8 protein-coding genes and 2 pseudogenes are annotated in these 16965 nt (G+C 72.1%); 4 read left to right on the top strand and 6 right to left on the bottom strand.

What is annotated here, in order from left to right:
- Positions 1-38 precede the first annotated feature (38 nt).
- Positions 39-302 (top strand): annotated as a pseudogene (locus ACTWQE_RS10790) (crotonyl-CoA carboxylase/reductase); the annotation flags it as partial.
- Here ACTWQE_RS10790 and ACTWQE_RS10795 read toward each other — a convergent pair.
- From ACTWQE_RS10795 to dpgA, 5 genes and pseudogenes are all read right to left on the bottom strand, one after another.
- Positions 265-1041: a thioesterase II family protein gene (locus ACTWQE_RS10795; RefSeq protein WP_443328643.1), complete on the bottom strand. Its 777-nt coding sequence runs from the start codon at positions 1039-1041 to the stop codon at positions 265-267. The pseudogene ACTWQE_RS10790 and the gene ACTWQE_RS10795 overlap by 38 nt on opposite strands.
- 56 nt (positions 1042-1097) lie before the next feature.
- A pseudogene (locus tag ACTWQE_RS10800) lies at positions 1098-2518 on the bottom strand (aldehyde dehydrogenase family protein).
- The gene (locus ACTWQE_RS10805) at positions 2515-4152 is read right to left on the bottom strand and encodes a thiamine pyrophosphate-binding protein (RefSeq protein WP_443328644.1); all 1638 of its coding nucleotides are present in this window, start codon (positions 4150-4152) and stop codon (positions 2515-2517) included. Before ACTWQE_RS10805 ends, ACTWQE_RS10800 begins: the two are co-directional and overlap by 4 nt.
- Positions 4149-5477 (bottom strand): (3,5-dihydroxyphenyl)acetyl-CoA 1,2-dioxygenase DpgC, encoded by a 1329-nt coding sequence (gene dpgC / locus ACTWQE_RS10810; protein ID WP_443328645.1) that lies wholly within the window; start codon positions 5475-5477, stop codon positions 4149-4151. Before dpgC ends, ACTWQE_RS10805 begins: the two co-directional genes overlap by 4 nt.
- Positions 5478-5526: 49 nt before the next feature.
- Complete coding sequence (dpgA, locus tag ACTWQE_RS10815) at positions 5527-6669, bottom strand: 3,5-dihydroxyphenylacetyl-CoA synthase DpgA (protein ID WP_443328646.1); 1143 nt, start codon at positions 6667-6669, stop codon at positions 5527-5529.
- A 319-nt stretch (positions 6670-6988) separates the two neighbouring features.
- Between dpgA and ACTWQE_RS10820 the strand changes: the two genes are divergently transcribed.
- Genes ACTWQE_RS10820 through ACTWQE_RS10830 form a run of 3 tightly spaced genes read left to right on the top strand, consistent with a single transcriptional unit; the run spans position 6989 to position 10576 of the window.
- Positions 6989-7525, top strand: a complete 537-nt coding sequence (locus ACTWQE_RS10820) for a hypothetical protein (protein WP_443328647.1) — start codon at positions 6989-6991, stop codon at positions 7523-7525.
- 32 nt (positions 7526-7557) lie between these two features.
- Positions 7558-9051 (top strand): FAD-binding oxidoreductase, encoded by a 1494-nt coding sequence (locus ACTWQE_RS10825; protein ID WP_443328648.1) that lies wholly within the window; start codon positions 7558-7560, stop codon positions 9049-9051.
- A gap of 10 nt (positions 9052-9061) precedes the next feature.
- Positions 9062-10576, top strand: coding sequence for an FAD-dependent monooxygenase (locus tag ACTWQE_RS10830; protein ID WP_443328649.1), 1515 nt, complete (start codon positions 9062-9064; stop codon positions 10574-10576).
- Between the two features lie 79 nt (positions 10577-10655).
- Here ACTWQE_RS10830 and ACTWQE_RS10835 read toward each other — a convergent pair.
- A partial coding sequence (locus ACTWQE_RS10835; protein ID WP_443328650.1) for an SDR family NAD(P)-dependent oxidoreductase occupies positions 10656-16965 on the bottom strand: 6310 nt, incomplete at its 5' end.

The following is a 16965-nucleotide window of genomic DNA, read 5'->3' on the forward strand; positions in this document are numbered from 1 at the left end:
GGCGGTGAGCGGCCGCGGGGACGGCGAGAGCGGCAGTGTGGGAGGCCAACCGTCTGGTCGTGCAGGGCCGGGTCCGCCCGACCCTGTCGAGGACTTGTCCCTTGGCGGAGGCCGGACAGGCGACCTACGACGTTCACTGGAACCTTCATCAGGGCAAGGTCGGTGTGCTCTGCCTCGCGCCGCACGAGGGCTTGGGCGTCCGCGATGCGGAACTGCGCGAGGCGCATCTGCCGGCTATCAACCGGTTCCGCCGACCCGCCGGGATCAGTGCCCCGTCCGCTGAGGCGCCTCCTGGGACATGACGCGGGATATCGCGCTGATGAGCTGTGCCGCCCGGTCGATGAGGTAGAAGTGGCCGCCCGGGTGCACGTGGAGGCGGAAGTCCCCGGACGTGTGCTCCTGCCAGGCGAGTGCTTCGTCGAGGGAGACCCTGGGGTCGCTGTCGCCGACATGGGCGTGAATGGGAGCTGCGATCGGGGACGCGCCGGTGAACCGGTAGGTTTCCGCCGCCTTGTAGTCGCCGCGGAGGGCGGGCAGTGCCATCCGTATGATCTCTTCGTCGTCGAGGAGTGCGGAGCCGGTGCCATCCAGCGTCCGCACTTCCTCCAGCACGCCCGCGTCGTCACGCAGATGCACCGTTTCCCGCCGGTTGCGGGAGGGCGCGGGCCGGGCGGAGGCGAACAGTGCAAGCGGCTGGACGCCCGCCTTCTCCAGCCTGAGTGTCACCTCGAAGGCGAGCGTCGCGCCCATGCTGTGGCCGAACAGCGCCAACGGCCGGTCGGTCCACGGGAGCAGCGCCTGGGTCACCTCGTCCGCCAGTGCGGGGATGGAGTCGACGCACTTCTCCGTGCGGCGATCCTGGCGTCCGGGGTACTGGATCGCCAACACGTCCGTGGCCGGCGTGAGAGACCGGGAAACCGGATGGTAGAAACTCGCCGATCCGCCCGCGTGCGGAAGGCAGATCAGCTGGGTGCGCGCTTCGCGCGAGGGGTGGAACCTTCTGACCCAGGGCGTGCTGTCGCGGCTGACGTCATCGGACATTGTGGGGTAGTCCTTTCCTTATGACTGCGAGGCGTGTCAGGTGCCGGGCGGAGGCGTCAGAGCGAGGACGGGCACATGTACTGACGTACCGTCAGCCATTGCCACTGGGTGAACTCCTCCCAGCTGCGGCCCGCCCCGTGGCGGCTGCCGTTGCCCGAGGCGCCTCGCCGCCGAACGGCACGAACGCGTTGTCATCGATGGTGTGGTCGTTGACGTGCACGATGCCCGTCGCAAGACGTTCCGCGACGGCCGTGCCGCGCTCGGGGGAGCCCGTCAGCACGGAGGCGACCAAGCCGTACTCGGTGCGGTTGGCGACTTCCACCGCCTCGTCCACGTCGCCGACCACGACGACCGGAGCGACCGGGCCGAAGATCTCTTCGGTGAAGGCGGGCATATCGGGCGTCACTCCGGCCAGTATGGTGGGCCGGTAGAGCAGTCCCCGGTGGGTGCCGCCCGCTCGGAGGTGGCACCCACCGACACCGACGCGTCAACGATCCGCTGGACGCGAGCGGCCTGGGCCTCGTCGATCAACGGCCCCAGCGCCACATCCTCGCGCCAGGGGTCGCCCACCGTCAGGGCGTTGGCGCGCAGAGCCAGCCGGCGGAGGTAATCCTCGGCCACCGACTCCAGCACAATGTGCCGCCCGGTGGCCATGCACACCTGGCCCTGGTGGAAGAACGCTCCCCAGGCGGCCAGGGACGTGGCAGCCTCCAGGTCGGCGTCGTCCAGCACGATGAGGGCGTTGTTGCCGCCGAGTTCCAACGAGACTCGTTTGAGCAGTCGTCCGGCGTCGGCGCCGATCCGGCGGCCGACTTCGGTGGATCCGGTGAACGCCACCATGGCCACCGCGGGGTTCTGGACCAGCGCCTGGCCCACCTCGGCCCCGCCATCGACCACGCGGAACACCTCTGCCGGAACTCCGGCCCGTGTAAGAAGCCCGGAGAGGAGCCGGCCGCCAGATACCCGGGTACGCGGATCCGGCTTGAGCACCACGGCATTGCCCAGGGCGAGAGGGGCAGTACGGCCCGCGCGCCCAGGAGCAGTGGCACGTTCCACGGACTGATCACCCCGACCACGCCGAGGGGAACGCGCCGCGGAAGCTGTGTCGTCCCGGAGTGTCCGGCAGCAGCTCCCCGTACGGCTGGGTCGGCAGCGCCGCGGCAGCCCACAGCTCGTCGAGCACCGAGCCGACCTCGTGCTCGGCCTTGCCGCGTACCGAGCCGCTCTCGCGCACCACCCACTCGACCGCCTCGGCACGGTGCTCGGCCAGCACGAGGGCCGCCCGGCGCAGGACCTCGGCCCGCTCCGTGGGCGCCAGCGCCGCCCATGCGGGCTGGGCCGCGGAGGCGGCTGCGACGGCGTCCCGGACGTCTTCGCCGGTGTGGTCCCGGAGGCCGCCCAGCACGGCGCCGGTGGCCGGCTCGGTCACCGGAACCAGGTCGGGCGCCATCCGGTGGAGGTCGACCAGTGAGGTCATGCCCGACCCTCCGCCCGGTGTCCGGAAATGGGTACGTCCACCAGCAGCGGACCGTCGCGGTGGCCCGCCGCCGCGACCACCTGGCGCAGCTGCTCGGCGGAGGAGATCCGCACGGCGTCCACGCCGAAGAAGTCGGCCGCCTTGGTGAACTCCAGCTGTCCCAGGTCCAGTCCCGGATACTGACCGGTGTGGGTGGTGCGACTGCCCCAGCCGTCCAGGGTCTCCTTGAGCGTGCGATATTCGCCGTTGCGCAACACGACGAAGGTCACCGGGACGCCGTGGCGTGCCGCGCTCCACAGGCCCTGAAGCCCGAACAAGGTGCAGCCGTCGCCCAAGGCGGCGACGACCGGCCGGGTGCCGAGTCCCATCCGGGTGCCCACGGCCATGCCGATCCCCGAGCCGAGGCCGCCGCCGATGGTGTGGATGTACGAGCCGGGCCGGGACTGCCGCAGGACTTGGCGCAGCAGGACACCGGTGGTGATGGCCTCCTCGACGACCACGGCGTTTTCCGGGAGGCCGGCGGCCAGGGCGTGCGCGGCGGCCAGCGGGTCCAGCGGCGCGGAACCGTAACGTGCCAGTGCCGAGGCGTCCATTTCCGCCCGTCGGGCCGCGGTGCGGGCTCCGATCGCCCGTGCGCGGCCTTCGGGGGCGGTGGGTAGTTGCTTGGCCAGCTCGACGAGGGTGGTGCGGATGTCCCCCGCCAGGCCGGGGGCGACCGGGAAATTACGCCCCAGTTCGGCCAGGTCGGAGTCCAACTGCACGACCCGGACGCCCTGCGGAATCGGAGAACCCGGCGTGTAGTGGTGCGGCATGAAGGCGTGACAGCCGACGATGAACACGACGTCGTGTCCGGCAAGTTGATCACGGATGCCAGCATGTGTGCCGGGCAGCATGCCCTCGTAGAGCGGGTGCTCGGTGGGGAAATCGATGCCGTCGTAGAGCGGCTGGTGGTAGACCGAGGCCCCCAGGGCTTCGGCCACCGTCACGAGTTCGGCGACGGCGTCGGACCGCCCCACCCCGTCGCCGGCGATGATTGCCGGCCGCTGCGCCGTACGCAGCACCTCGGCAGCCTGGGAGATGTCGCTCGCGGGGCCGAGTGGTGCCACGACGGAGCGGGCCGGCAGTTCGACGTCGGCATCCTCGGCCGGCAGATCCATCGGCAGCGTCAGCAGTACTGGGCCAGCAGGCGGTTGGACCGCGCGCAGGAACGCGCGGCGCAGCAGGATCGGCAGGTCGTGGGCGTGCTGGACGTCGAAGACCTGCTTGACCGCCGCCCGTCCCAGGCCCACCAGATCGCCCGACAGCATCGGATCCTGCGCCAGGTGGCGGCGGTCCTGCTGGCCCGCGGTGACCACCAGAGGGGTGCGGGATCGGGACGCGTTGAGGAGCCCGACGAGTCCGTTGGCGAGTCCGGCGGCGATGTGCAGACTGACGAAGGCGGGCCGGCGAGTCGCCCTGGCATAGCCGTCGGCCATCGCCACTACGGCGCTCTCGTGCACACCCAGGACGTAGTCGATGTCAGCGGCCTCCACCAGGGAGTCGAGGAACGCCAGCTCGGTGGTGCCCGGGTTGCCGAAGACCTTGGTGACGCCCTCCTCCCTGAGCACCTGCAGCAATGCGTCGATCGGCTTCATCCGGCACGCCCTGCCAGGCTGAAGCGGCTCACCTTGGTCAGCACGTCCGCGCTGTGCAGCCGCAACGCCTGGGCGAAGGCGAAGTCCGCGGCGTACGCCCGGAAGCGGTCCGGCGGCTCCTCGGCCAGATCGATCATCCGCCGGTTGACCGCGACGGCAGGGGACGCCAGCCGTTCGGCCGCGGCCGCGGCCGCATCACCCACCGCTGCCGGTGCGACGACCTCGTCGCACACCAGCCGTGCCTCCGGGTCCCCGGCGCCGATCCGCCGGCCGTCGAGGATCACCTGCCGGGTGAGCCGTCCGCCGAACAGCGCGGTCAGCCGGAAGTTCGCCATGCCCGGCACGATGCCCTCCTGCGCCGCAGGCAGGCTGAAATAGACGTCGTCGCCGGCCACCACATGGTCGACGGCGAGCAGGATCTGCATCCCGCCGCCGATGGCGAAGGTGTCGACCGCTGCCACCCAGGGCTTGGCCAGATCGAGATGCGGCCACGCGTCCGGCGTCCCGTCGTCGCACCACAGGCCGCGGCGAAGCTTGCTGAGCAGGCCGAGTTCCCGGCCGAGCAGGAAGTCGAGGTACGAAATGCGGCCGGCGTGGAGGTGTTTGAGGTTGATGCCGGCGCTGAAGACCCGCCTTCCGGCATACCGGGGATGGGCCATCTCGGCGCCCCGGAGCACCCCTGCCTCGACGGCGTCGTCGAGCAGCACCACGTCCACGGCGGTCTCCAGATCCGCCGCCAGCTCGTTCGTCTCGGCATTGAGACAGTCGGTGTTGGCGAGGGTCACCTGCGCTGTGGCTCCTTCGCGCGCCACGCGTACGGTCCCCAGGTCGAGTTCACCGGTGCGCGCGAAGGCCGGCAGCAGCTCGTGTGCCCGCGCGGTGGGCGCCCGCATCGAATCCAGCAGATGCCCACCGGTTTCCGGATCGGCCAGCATCTGCCGGAAGAACACCCCGTGGTCGATCGCCAGGCCCTCCTTGTGGGCCTGCGGCAGCGCCTCCTCAGCGGCGAGCCTGGTGCGGTCGGGGGCCAGTCCCGGGAAGCGTTCGGCCGCGGCCACCGCCAGCTCGGCGAGGCGCGGGCGCAGGGCGCGCCCCGCGGTCACCTCGTCATAGACCGCCCGCCCGTGCCGCCGAAGGAAACCGGCCCGCAGTGACCGTACGGGCCGGTGCGCGGCATCGGCCGCGGCCTGCTCGTCGGGAGTGCGTGCGGGCTTGGGCGGCAGGGCCGCGACGCGGTCGTCGCAAGCGGCCGCGGCGTCGCGTATCACCGCCGCGTCGGCGACAAGGTCGCCCGTGAGACGGGCAGCGGGGGAGGACACATGCATGGGATCCGCCTTGTGAGAGGGATGCGATGAACGTCGGCTCCGGACGGGATCAGAAGCGCACGAGAGCTGTCTCGATGGTCGAGCCGGGGCCCATCGTCATGAGGACGCCGTGATCACCGGTTGCCACCAGGCCTTCGTCGACCAGCCGCTGGTAGGAGAAGATGAACGAGCCGCTGGACAGGTTGCCGTAGTCGCGCAGCACTCCGGTGGTGTGGCGCACGTCGTACCGCGACAGGCCGAGATTCACGCGCACCGAGTCGATGACCTTCTTGCCGCCAGAGTGCACCACCCAGTGCGCGATGTCGGAGCGCCGCAGGCCGGTCCTGTCGAGCAGCCGGTTGACCACCGTCTCGGCGTGCGCACCCACCACGTACGGGATGTCCCGGTCGAGGAAGAAGCTGAACCTGCCGTGTTCCTCGTCCCAGTCGTAGCGCATCGCGTCGACGGCGTCAGGGATGATGCAGCTGGCGAACTTGAGGACCTCGGGCCCGGCCGCCCCCTCCGCGCCGTGCGTGCCGTCACCTCCGGGCGCGGACACGGCGACGGCGGCCGCGCCGTCCCCGAAGAGGGAGTTGACGACGGAGGACCGCATGGTGCCGTCGAAGACGTAGGCGGCGGAGCAGACCTCGGCGCACACCATCACCGCGAGCTTGCCGGGGTGGGCGGTGGCCCACCCGCTCACCGCGGTCAGACCGTTGAGGCCGGCGTTGCAGCCCATGCCGACCACGTCGAGCCGGCCCGTGTGGTGCCGCAGCCCCAACTCCTTGATGAGGAACGCGCTGAATCCGGGGGTAAGGAACCCCGTGGACGTGACACAGCACAGATAGCCGACATCGGAGAGGTCGGCGCCCACCCGCTCCAGGCAGGTGCGTACCGCCTCCGCGGCCATGCGGACACCGTGCGTGCGGTGCTTGGCCAGCAGTTCGCCCTGGACCTCGATCCGGGGTGTACCGTCCGGACCGTCCGGCGGCAGCACCAGGTGGCGGCGTTCGATCGAACCGCTCAGGAAGACCGACCGGACCCGCTCATCGGTGATCTGGAACCGCTCCAGAATTTCTTGCTGGGAATACGAGTTCTCGGGCACGGCAACACCGGACCCGATGATTTTCGGTTTGATTGTGGACTGCTCGGGATCAGCGGGGAGATCAGTTTCGGGGACATCGACGACACTAGGGAGTAAGGCTTGACTCATCGGCCCACTTTCCATGTGTGGGAGGCTCGTCCGGTGGCGGGCCCCGGCCATGCATTGTCTGCAGATTAGCGGCGGAAGCGCTGGCCACGGACGGACGGCGGCACATTCTGGGGTAACCGCGTTAGGGGGTGATGCTAGGGGTTGACCGGCGGCCCGGAGACGGCTGATCTTGGAGAATTCCAGTGGTCTGCGCAATCGTCGGCGACACCTCCGGGAAATCGCTACCGCCGTAAGGCTATACGGCGCCCGATTTCGGACGGAAATTTCCCCGGCGACCGCAGCACCGCAGCGACAACGACGATGACGAGGTGCTTCGAACGTGACTGTGAATGTCTCTGGCCTGGCCGCCGCAGTGCTGGCCGATCCCGTCGCGGCCGCCGCCGAACTCGACGGTGCGGTACGGGCCGTGCACACCGGCACCGTACGGGTGACCTACTCCTGCAGCCTGGCCGAGCGCCCCGAACCGATCAGTGACGAGATCGAGTTCGGCATCACGGCGCCTCTGGTCGTCCGCCGGGGCAGCTACATCGACCTGTGGACCACGCTGCGCACCCTGCACGGCACCAAGTTCGCCCGCCCCGCCAACGACATCACCGGCGTTATGGGCGTCATCATCGGCGGCGCCGTCAGCACTGAACTGACCGCCAACGGGCTCACCAATGTCGAGCCGGCGGTGATCGGCCACGGCGTCCTGCTCAGCGGCGGGCACACCAGGTTCGAGGCCACCGAGCCCGGCCTTTACACCTTCGCGCCCGGCACCGAGGTCGTCGTCGTCAACGGCGGCGCGGACGGCCCGCGGACGGTGTGCACCCTCGAAGGGGCCCCGGTCCTGGCCACCCAGACGCTGGTCGTCTGACGGCCCGGCAGAGAGGACCCCACGGAGGACGCATGGACGCCGCTGACCCCCGCCCCGGACCCGCCGCGCCCGACTGGGCGCACTTCGCCGCCGCGCTGAAGGGCGACGCGGTGTGCCCCGGCGACCCGGACTACCCCCTCGCCATTCAGTTGCAGATCGCCGAGTACGACGCCGTGGCGCCCGCCTGCGTCGCCTACTGCGCCGACGAGGACGACGTACGCACCGCCCTGGCCTTCGCCGCCGCCCACGACCTGCCGCTGAGGTTGCGCAGCGGCGGGCACAGCTTCGCGGGCTGGTCGACCACGCCCGGCCTGGTGCTGGACCTCTCGCGGATCGCGCACGTCACCACCGACGACCGGACCGTCCATTTGGGCCCCGGAGCGCAATCGGTCGACGTGCTCGCCGAGTTGTGGCGGCACGGCCTGGTCGTGGCCGCTGGAATGTGCCCCACCGTTGCCGCCGGCGGATTCATCTCCGGCGGCGGCAACGGGCCACTGAGCCGGAAGTACGGCCTCGCCTGCGACGCCCTCGTGTCGGCCCGGGTGGTGCTCGCCGACGGACGCGCCGTGCGCTGCTCGGCCGAGGAACACCCGGACCTGTTCTGGGCGCTGCGTGGAGGCGGCGGCGGAAACTTCGGCGCGATCGTCGACTACGAGGTGACCCCGCACCGCGTCTCGCGGATGGTGCTGTTCAACCTCGTGTGGAGCGGGGAGAGCGCCGTCGACGTGCTGTCGGCCTGGCAGGAGTGGGTCCGGTCCGCTCCCGACGAACTGAGTACCTCGGTCAGCCTCGTGCTGGGCGACGCCGCGCCCGGAGCGCCGGTCACCGTGGTACTGATCGGCACCCTTCTCGGCCCGGTGGCCGAGGCCCGGGCGCTGCTGGACCGGCTGGTGTCCCAGGCCGGCACCAAGCCCATCAACGAGGTCGTGCTGGACGAGTCCTACTACGACTGCATGCTGTGGCTCTACGGCGGCGGGCAGACCCGCACCGTCGAGGAATGCCACCGCGTCGGCAGCCGGCCCGGTGCGGTGCTACCCCGCCAGCAGTTCCAGCGCGAACGCAACAGGTTGTTCGGCCGTCCCCTGGACCGCGCCGAAATCACCGCCCTCGTGGAGGAGTTCGACGCGGATCGCGAGGCGGGACAGACTCGGTTCGTCAACCTCACCGCGCTCGGCGGCGCCATCAACCGCGTCGCGCCGGATGCGACCGCCTACGCGCATCGCGACACGCTCTTCCTCATCGGCCACGCCCTGCTGCTGCCGGAGGCCGAGCCCGGCGCCGACCGCGCGGCCCGCGCCCAGGCCTGGGTGGACCGCGGGTTCGCCCTCCTGGACCCCTGGTCCAGCGGCCGCTCGTACGTCAACTTCCCCGACCCCCACCTGACCGAGTGGACGCAGGCGTACTGGGGCGCGAACCATCCCCGGCTGCTGCGGGTGAAGCGGCACTACGATCCCGGCGGCTTCTTCCACCTCCCGCAGGGCATCGAGAACCGGCCCGCCACCTCCCCCTCCGCGCACGCCCGATGAAGGAGCACCGATGAGCCGTGCCGTTCACGATGTCGACGTCCTGGTGGTGGGCGCGGGCCCAGCGGGGCTGACCGTCGCCCACGAACTGGCCCTGGCGGGCGTACGGGCGACGGTCATCGACCGGCTGCCCGACCCCAATCCCCACTCCAAGGCCCTCGGCCTGCAGCCCCGGACGGTGGAGCTGCTCGATACCAGGGGCCTGCTCGACACCGTCCTCGCCGACGCCGTCGCCCGCATCCCCGACGGGCATTTCGCTGGACTTCCCGTCCCGTTGACCTACGACCGCTGGCAGAGCCCGCACCCGTACCACCTGATCTACCCGCAGAACCTCCTCGAACGGGTGCTTGAAGCCGCTCTGGAGCGTCATGGCGTGCAGGTCCTGCGCGCGCACGAAGTCGTCGGCCTGACCCAGGACGAGGACGTCGTCACCGTGGTGGCGAGCACACCGGACGGCGAGGTGCGCTTCCGCGCACGGTACGTCGCCGGCTGCGACGGGCACGACAGCGCCGTGCGTCGGCTGGGCGGCTTCGCCTTCCCGGGTAGCTCGACGGACTTCTCCGGCGTGGTCGCCGACGTGGCGCTGCGCGCCGCGCCGCCCGAGGTGCTCACCCGCCCCCGCCGCACCTCGGACCTGCTCGGTGAGGACCGCTGTGACCGGCGCGCGGTCTCCTATCCGCTGGTTCCGCTGCCCAACGGCCGGTACCGGGTGGTGTGGGCCGAGTACGGCAAGGGCGCGGACGCCGGCCCGGTCACCGAACAGGAGGTGCGCGCGGCCGTCGCCCAGCGGTACGGCACGGAGGTGGACATCGCCGACGTGGAGTGGGTCTCGCGGCTGTCCGACGCGGCCCACCAGGCCGAGTGCTACCGGCTCGGCCGGCTGTTCGTGGTGGCCGACGCGGCGCACATCCACATCCCGGCGGGCGGACAGGGGCTCAACGTCGGCGTTCAGGACGCGGTCAACCTCGGCTGGAAGCTCGCCGCCGAGATCCGCGGCCACGCCCCCGACGGGCTGCTCGACACTTACCACACCGAACGCCACCCGGTCGGGGCGCGGGTGCTGGAGAACACCCGCGTACAGGCGTATCTGACCAACCCCGCGGCCGAGTTCGACGCGCTGCGCAGCACCTTCATCACGCTGCTGAAGCTGCCGGAGGTCAACGACCGCTTCGCCGGCATGCTCTCGGGACTCGACGTGCGCTACCACGTTCCGGGTGCCGACGGCCATGAGCTGCTGGGCGCGCGGATGCCCGACCTTGCCCTGGACCGGGGCACCCTGTTCGGCCGGCTGCGCTCGGGGCGCGCCCTGCTGATCGCCGGCCCCGACCATGCGGAGTGCGCCCTGGGGTGGGCGGACCGCGTCGAGGTCGCCCAGGGCGATCTGCTGCCCTGGGATGCCGCGGGCGTCCTGGTCCGCCCCGACGGCCATGTCTGCTGGGTGGCGCCCGCCCAGCACGACGACGACCCGCACCACACCAAGCGCCTCGACACCGCACTGTACGACTGGTTCGGGGCACCCGGCAGCTGATTCCCGCCACCGGGACCTGCGAAGAAGCGAAAGATGCCCTCCGACCTGCGGGCCGGAGGGCATCTTCGTCTGCCTGCCGTCAGCGCTTGTCGAGCCACTCACCGACCGCGGCGGCGGTCGATCCGGCACAGGCGTCGAGGATGCTGAAGTGGTCGCCGGGAACGTCGACCACATCGTGTGGCAGGTCCCAGGCCGAGCGCCAGTCGCCGTACCCCTGCGCCGGGTCGGCCAGATGCGCGGCGAACGGGTCCTGGGCGCGCACATGCAGTGTCGGCGCGGTGGTCGGCGTGGGCCCCCAGTCCGCGAACGCCTCGAAGTAGCGACCCATCGCCATCAGCCGGGCGTCGTTGTACAGGGCCGGCAGATTCTCCCGCTCCGCCACCGCCTGCGTCAGCTCCTGCTCGACCCACGGCTGGGCACGGGTCAGGGAGGGCGGATAGACGTCCAGCAGGACCACCGCGCGCACCCGGGAACCGGACGCCTCCAGCTCGGCGGCCAGGGAGTTGACCAGCAGACCCGACGCCGACCGACCGACCAGGACGCAGGGCCGCCCGCGCGCCGCTTCGCGCGCCGCGGAGGCCTGCGCCGCGACCAGCGCTGCCAGGTCCGCAGGAATGGCCTCGCCCGGCCCGAAGCCCGGTTCGGGCAGCGCCCACACCTCGCGCGCACCGGGCAGAGCAGTGGCGAACCCGGCGAACTCGTGCGGCCCCGCCACCGTGCTGAACGACGGCAGGCACAGCACCGGTACCGGAGCGTCGCCGTCGGCGAGCGCCACCGGGACCGCCGGTGTGGGCGGCGCCGCCGCTGTGAAGGCGGGCCGCAGCCGGGCGGCCGCCCGCAGCAGGTCGCCGGCCTCGGCGAGTCGGCCGTCCGCACAGGCGGTCCAGTACAGCGCTCCCAGCCCACCAATGACGGCTTCGCCCTGCGGACTATCCAGCAGTTCGGCGATGTGCGCCGTCAGCGCCTCCACAGTGGGGTGGTCGAACACGGCGGTGGTATCCAGCCGGATCCGGGCCGCCGTATCGAGCCGGCCGCGCAGCTCCACCGCGGCCATGGAGTCCATTCCCAGATCGGTGAACCGTTCGTTCGGCCCCAGGGCCGAGGCATCGGCGTGGCCGAGCACCGCGGCCATGGTCCGCCGCACCAGATCAGCCACCTTGGCGGCCCGCTCCGCGGGCGGAAGCGCGGCCAGGTCCTCCTCGGCCATCGGCGGCGGAGCGGGCCGCCCCGCCGTGACGCCGAAGCCGCCGGCGAGCCAGTACCGCGCCCGGTCGAAACCGTATCCGGGCACCTCGGCGGGGACTCCGCCGCCGGGCAGTAGCCCCTGCCAGCGGACCGTCGCGCCGTCCGCCCACAGCCCGGTGAGGGCCGCCGCCAGCGTCTCCGCCTCGTCCCGCTCCCGGCGCAGCACCGGACGGACGACGTGCCCGGCCGGCACCAGGTCGCGGGCCAGCGGCGTGAGCACCGCGTCCGGACCCAGCTCCAGGAACCGGGTTGCCCCCAGGCCTACCAGCTCGCCGACCCCGTCGGCGAACCGCACCGGTTGCCGCGCCTGCCGCACCCAGTACTCCGCCGTGCACACCTCGTCGGCCACCACACGCCCGGTCACGTTCGACACCAGCGTGAGGCGAGGGGCGGCGAACGACACCCCCGCGGAGACCGACCGGAACTCCGCCAGCAGTTCATCGAGTTGCGGCGAGTGGAAGGCGCGGCTGACGCGCAGCCGCTTGGTCCGCACACCCCGGGCCGCGAAGCGCTCGGCGATCTGCTCCACCACGGCCGCGGTGCCGGACAGCACGGTCGCCCGCGGTCCGTTGACCGCTGCCACCGCCACCTCCCGCTCCCGGCCCTCGATGGCGGCCAACACCTCGCGCTCGGTTGCGGCAATCGCCACCATCGCCCCGTCGGTGGGCAGTTGCGCCATCAGCCGGCCCCGGGCCGCGATCAGGGCGGCGGCGTCGGGGAGGTCCAGCACCCCGGCGATATGGGCCGCGGTCACCTCGCCGACCGAATGGCCCAGCAGGGCGTGCGGCCGCACGCCGTACTCGTCCGCCAGCAGTTCGGCCAGCGCGACCTGCAGGGCGAACACAGCGGGCTGCATCAGTCCGGTGCGGCCGAGATCGTCCTGCGTGGGGTTGAGCACGAGGTCGCGGGCGGGCCCTTCGAGGTGTTGGTCCAATGCCGCGCACACCTCGTCGAGCGCCTTGGCGAAGACCGGGAACCGGGCGTACAGCTCGGCGCCGGCGGCCCGTTGGGCGCCCTGTCCGGTGAACAGGAAGGCGGTCTGCCCCTCCCGCGCCACTCCGGCCGCGGCGTCGGCCACCGGCTCGCCCGCCGCGACCCTGGCGAGCGCCGCGCGCAGGTCCTCCTCCGCTCCGCCCACCAGCGCCAGCCGGTGCGGGAAGGCGGTACGGCCGGTCGCGAGCACCTGGGCAGCCCGGCCGAGCGTCGGCGCGTCCGGCTGTCCGAGCCGGTCGTGCAGGCGCTGCGCCTGGTGCCGCAGTGCCTCCGGCGTCCGCGCCGAGAGCAGCACCGGAACCGGCAGACCGGTATCCTGGGCGGCTTCCGTCGTCGGCGCCTCGGGGGCCTGCTCCAGGATCAGATGCGCATTGGTGCCGCTGATACCGAAAGACGACACGGCGGCGCGGCGCGGCCGGCCGGTCTTTGGCCAGGGGGTGTTGGCACCGGCCAGGACCACCGGGCCGGACCAGTCCACATGCGGGGTCGGCTCGTCTGCGTGCAGGGTCGCGGGCACCACGCCGTGCTGCATGGCGAGCACCATCTTCAGCACCCCGGCGACACCGGCGGCGGCCTGGGTGTGGCCGATGTTGGACTTGACCGACCCCACGTACAGCGGCGCCGTCCGCTCCGCCCCGTACGTCTCCAGCAGTGCCTGGGCCTCGATGGGGTCGCCGAGCGCGGTACCGGTCCCATGGGCCTCGACGGCGTCGATGTCATGGTTGATCAGACCGGCGCCGGCCAGCGCACTGCGGATGACCCGCTGCTGCGCCGGGCCGCTGGGCGCGCTGAGGCCGTTGCTCGCACCGTCCTGGTTGACGGCGCTGCCCCGGATGACGGCATGGATCCGGCGGTTGTTGCGGCGGGCGTCGGACAGTTTCTCCAGCAGCAGTACGCCGAGGCCCTCGGCCGGACCCATCCCGTCGGCACGGGCGGAGAACGCCTTGCTGCGGCCGTCCGGGGCGAGCCCGCGCTGCCGGCTGAACTCGATGAACACCGAGGGGGTGGCCATGACGGTGACCCCGCCGGCCAGTGCCAGCGTCGATTCGCCCGAGCGCAGCGACTGCGCCGCCAAGTGCAGGGCGACCAGAGACGAGGAGCACGCCGTGTCGACGGTCATCGCGGGTCCCTCCAGGCCCAGTACGTAGGCGAGCCGCCCGGAGAGCACGCTGCCGGCGTTGCCGGTGCCCAGATACCCCTCGACCTCGGGCGGCAGGTCCTGCGCCAGCCGGGTGTAGTCCTGGCTGCTGATGCCGGTGAAGATGCCGGTCGGGGTGGAACGCAGCGTGGTCGGGTCGATGCCCGCGTGCTCGATGCTGTGCCAGGCGGTCTCCAGCAGGAGCCGCTGCTGCGGGTCCATGGCCAGCGCCTCGCGCGGGGAGATGCCGAAGAAGGCCGCGTCGAAGTCCGCGGCGCCGTCCAGGAAACCGCCCTCCCGGGCGTAGCTGGTGCCGGTCCGGTCCGGGTTCTCGTCGAACAGCGCCTCCAGGTCCCAGCCGCGGTCGGTGGGGAAGTCGCCGATCCCGTCGCGGCCCTCGGCGAGCAGCCGCCACAGGTCGTCGGGGCTGTCGACGCCGCCGGGGAAACGGCAGGCCAGGCCGATGATCGCGATGGGCTCGTCGGCGGCGGCCGGTGCGGCCGGCTCGTCCGCGGCGGCCGCATATTCTCCCAGCAGCCGGGTGCCCAGGTACCCGGCCAGAGCGTCCGGCCGGGGATGGTCGAACACCAGGGTCGCGGGCAGCCGCAGCCCTGTCGCGGCGTGCAACCGGTTGCGCAGCTCGACCGCGGTCAGCGAGTCGAAACCCAGGTCGCGGAACGGCTGCCCGGCGTCGATGACATGGCCGGACGGATGCCCGAGCACGTCATTGGCCTGCTGGTTCACCAACGCCAGCAGGGTTTCCTGCCGTTCGGGCGCGCTCTGCCGACGGAGCCGGACGACCAGCTCCGAGGTGTCCTCGGTGTTGGCCGCGCTCCGCAGCCGGGCGGTGGCTTCGCCGCGGACCAGGTCGCGCAGCAGCGGATGGGCCCCGCTGCGCCGCAGGGCCGAGGTGCGCACCGGGCTGGCGATCAGATGGGCGTGCCCGGCGTCCGGGGCCAGATCGTGCAGGCCGAGTGCCTGCGCGGGCGTCATCGCGACGATGCCGCCGCGGCGCACCCGCCGCAGGTCGGTCTCGGCCAGCGTGGCGGCCATCCCGGTGCCGGTGTCCCACAGGCCCCAGCCGACCGAGGTGACGGGCTCGCCGGCGGCCCGGCGGTCGTGCGCGAACGCGTCCAGGAAGCCGTTGGCCGCGGTGTAGGCGGCCTGGCCCGCGCCACCGAAGGCGGCCGACGCGCTGGAGTACAGCACGAACGAGGAGAGGCCCAGCTCACGGGTCAGCTCGTGCAGGACCAGCGTGCCGCGCACTTTGGGGCCGAGCACTTGGGCGAGCTGCTGCGCGGTGAGGCCGTGCAGCGTGGCGTCGTCCAGGACGGCGGCGGTGTGCACCACAGCCTGCAGTGGGTGCTCGGCGGGGACCGCGGCCAGTGCCTCGGCCACCTCGCTGCGGGAGGCGACATCGCAGGCCAGGGCGATGGGCCGGCCGCCGAGCGAGGTGATGTGCTCGGCCAGGGCGTCAGGGCGGGTGCGGCTGAGCAGCAGCAGGTTTCTGACGCCGTGCTCAACGACCAGGTGCTCGGCTATGTGGTGCGCCACACCGCCGTTCGCCCCCGTGATCAGCACGGTCCGATCCGGGCCCAGGGCGTCGGAGGAGGGGGCGGGCGCCGGGACCGGAGCCAGCCGTGCGGCGAGCAGGACCCCGTCGCGTACGGCCAGTTGGGGCTCCTCCGACGCCAGTGCCACCTCCAGCAGGTCCGCGAGGTCCGCGCGGTGTGGAGCCGCCGGGTCGAGGTCGAGCAGGATGACCCGCCCCGGATACTCGGCCTGCGCGCTGCGGGTCATTCCCCACAGCGGCGCATGGACCAGGTCGAGCGGGGCGTCCGGCTCGGTGGCGACCGCCCCGGTGGTGGTCACCACGAGCGGGATGTCAGCGCGGCCCTCGTCGTCGAGCCAGTCCCGCAACGTGGCGGCATGGTGCTGGACGGCGGCCAGCACGGCGTCGCCGAGCTCGCCGGGGTCCGCAGGACCCGGGTACCGCAGCAGGACCGCGGTGGGGCGGTCCGCTTCACCTGAGTCCGCCACGGCGAGATCCGGCCACGCCCGCGCGAACGATCCGGTCCCGTTCAGGACCTCCACCAGGTCGTCGTCGCCGACCACGACATAGCGTGCCTCACCCGCCCGGTCGGTCGCGGGGGACTCGTCGACCGGGCGCCAGGCGAGCCGGAACAGCGCGTTGCGGGGCATCCGCGCGGCGGTGGTGGCCGGGACGGCACGCAGCCGCAGTTCCTCGACATCGGCAACGGGAGCGCCGTTGGTGTCGGCCACCAGCACGCCGAGCGCTTCCGGCCCGCGCGGGGTGAGCCGCACCCGCAGCCGCGTCGCGTCGCGGGCGTACAGTGTGGCTCCGGTGAACGCGAACGGCATCGTCGGCTCGCGCTCCTCACCGGGCTGGCCCAGGGCGAGCGGATGCAGTGCGGCGTCGAGCAGGGCCGGGTGCAGTTCGTGCCGGTCGGCGTCGGTGCCGTCGGGCAGGGCGAGCTCGGCATAGGTGTGCTGGTCGTCCCGCCAGACGAAGCGCACCGCGCGGAACGTCGGGCCGTATTCGAGGCCGGCCGCGGCCAGTTCGTCGTACAGGCCGTCGACTTCGACCGGCTCGGCGCCAGGGGGCGGCCACGCGGCCAGGGATTCGGCCGATCGCGCCGGCTCCGTCCCGAGCATCGCCGTGGCGTGGTGCACCCAGGAACCGTCCTCGGCGAGGGTGTGGACGGTGGCTTCCCGCAGCTCCTGGGCGTCTTCAGGGGCCACGCTGACCCGGACGGGAGCGGGCTCCTGATCGGGCACCGGTACGGGCGCGTGCAGGGCCAGTTCGCCCACCGTGCTCAGTCCCGCCTCACCGGCCACATGCCACATCAGGTCGACCAGAGCCGTTCCGGGCAGTAGTGCGGTGTTGTTGACGGTGTGTTCGGTGGTCCAGGGGTGTGTGTGGGGGTTGATTTCTCCGGTGTGGAGGGTGGTGCCGTCGGGGAGGTCGATTTTTGCGGTGAGGAGGGGGTGG

The sequence above is a fragment of the Streptomyces sp. 8N706 genome (genome assembly GCF_052245415.1).
Taxonomy (GTDB): Bacteria; Actinomycetota; Actinomycetes; order Streptomycetales; family Streptomycetaceae; genus Streptomyces.

Bases quoted from the DNA above. Each gene is read 5' to 3' on its own strand.
- ACTWQE_RS10830 (WP_443328649.1), top strand. From the start codon at position 9,062: ATGAGCCGTGCCGTTCACGATGTCGACGTCCTGGTGGTGGGCGCGGGC.
- dpgA (WP_443328646.1), bottom strand. From the start codon at position 6,669: ATGAGTCAAGCCTTACTCCCTAGTGTCGTCGATGTCCCCGAAACTGAT.
- ACTWQE_RS10795 (WP_443328643.1), bottom strand. From the start codon at position 1,041: ATGTCCGATGACGTCAGCCGCGACAGCACGCCCTGGGTCAGAAGGTTC.
- dpgC (WP_443328645.1), bottom strand. From the start codon at position 5,477: ATGCATGTGTCCTCCCCCGCTGCCCGTCTCACGGGCGACCTTGTCGCC.
- ACTWQE_RS10825 (WP_443328648.1), top strand. From the start codon at position 7,558: ATGGACGCCGCTGACCCCCGCCCCGGACCCGCCGCGCCCGACTGGGCG.
- ACTWQE_RS10805 (WP_443328644.1), bottom strand. From the start codon at position 4,152: ATGAAGCCGATCGACGCATTGCTGCAGGTGCTCAGGGAGGAGGGCGTC.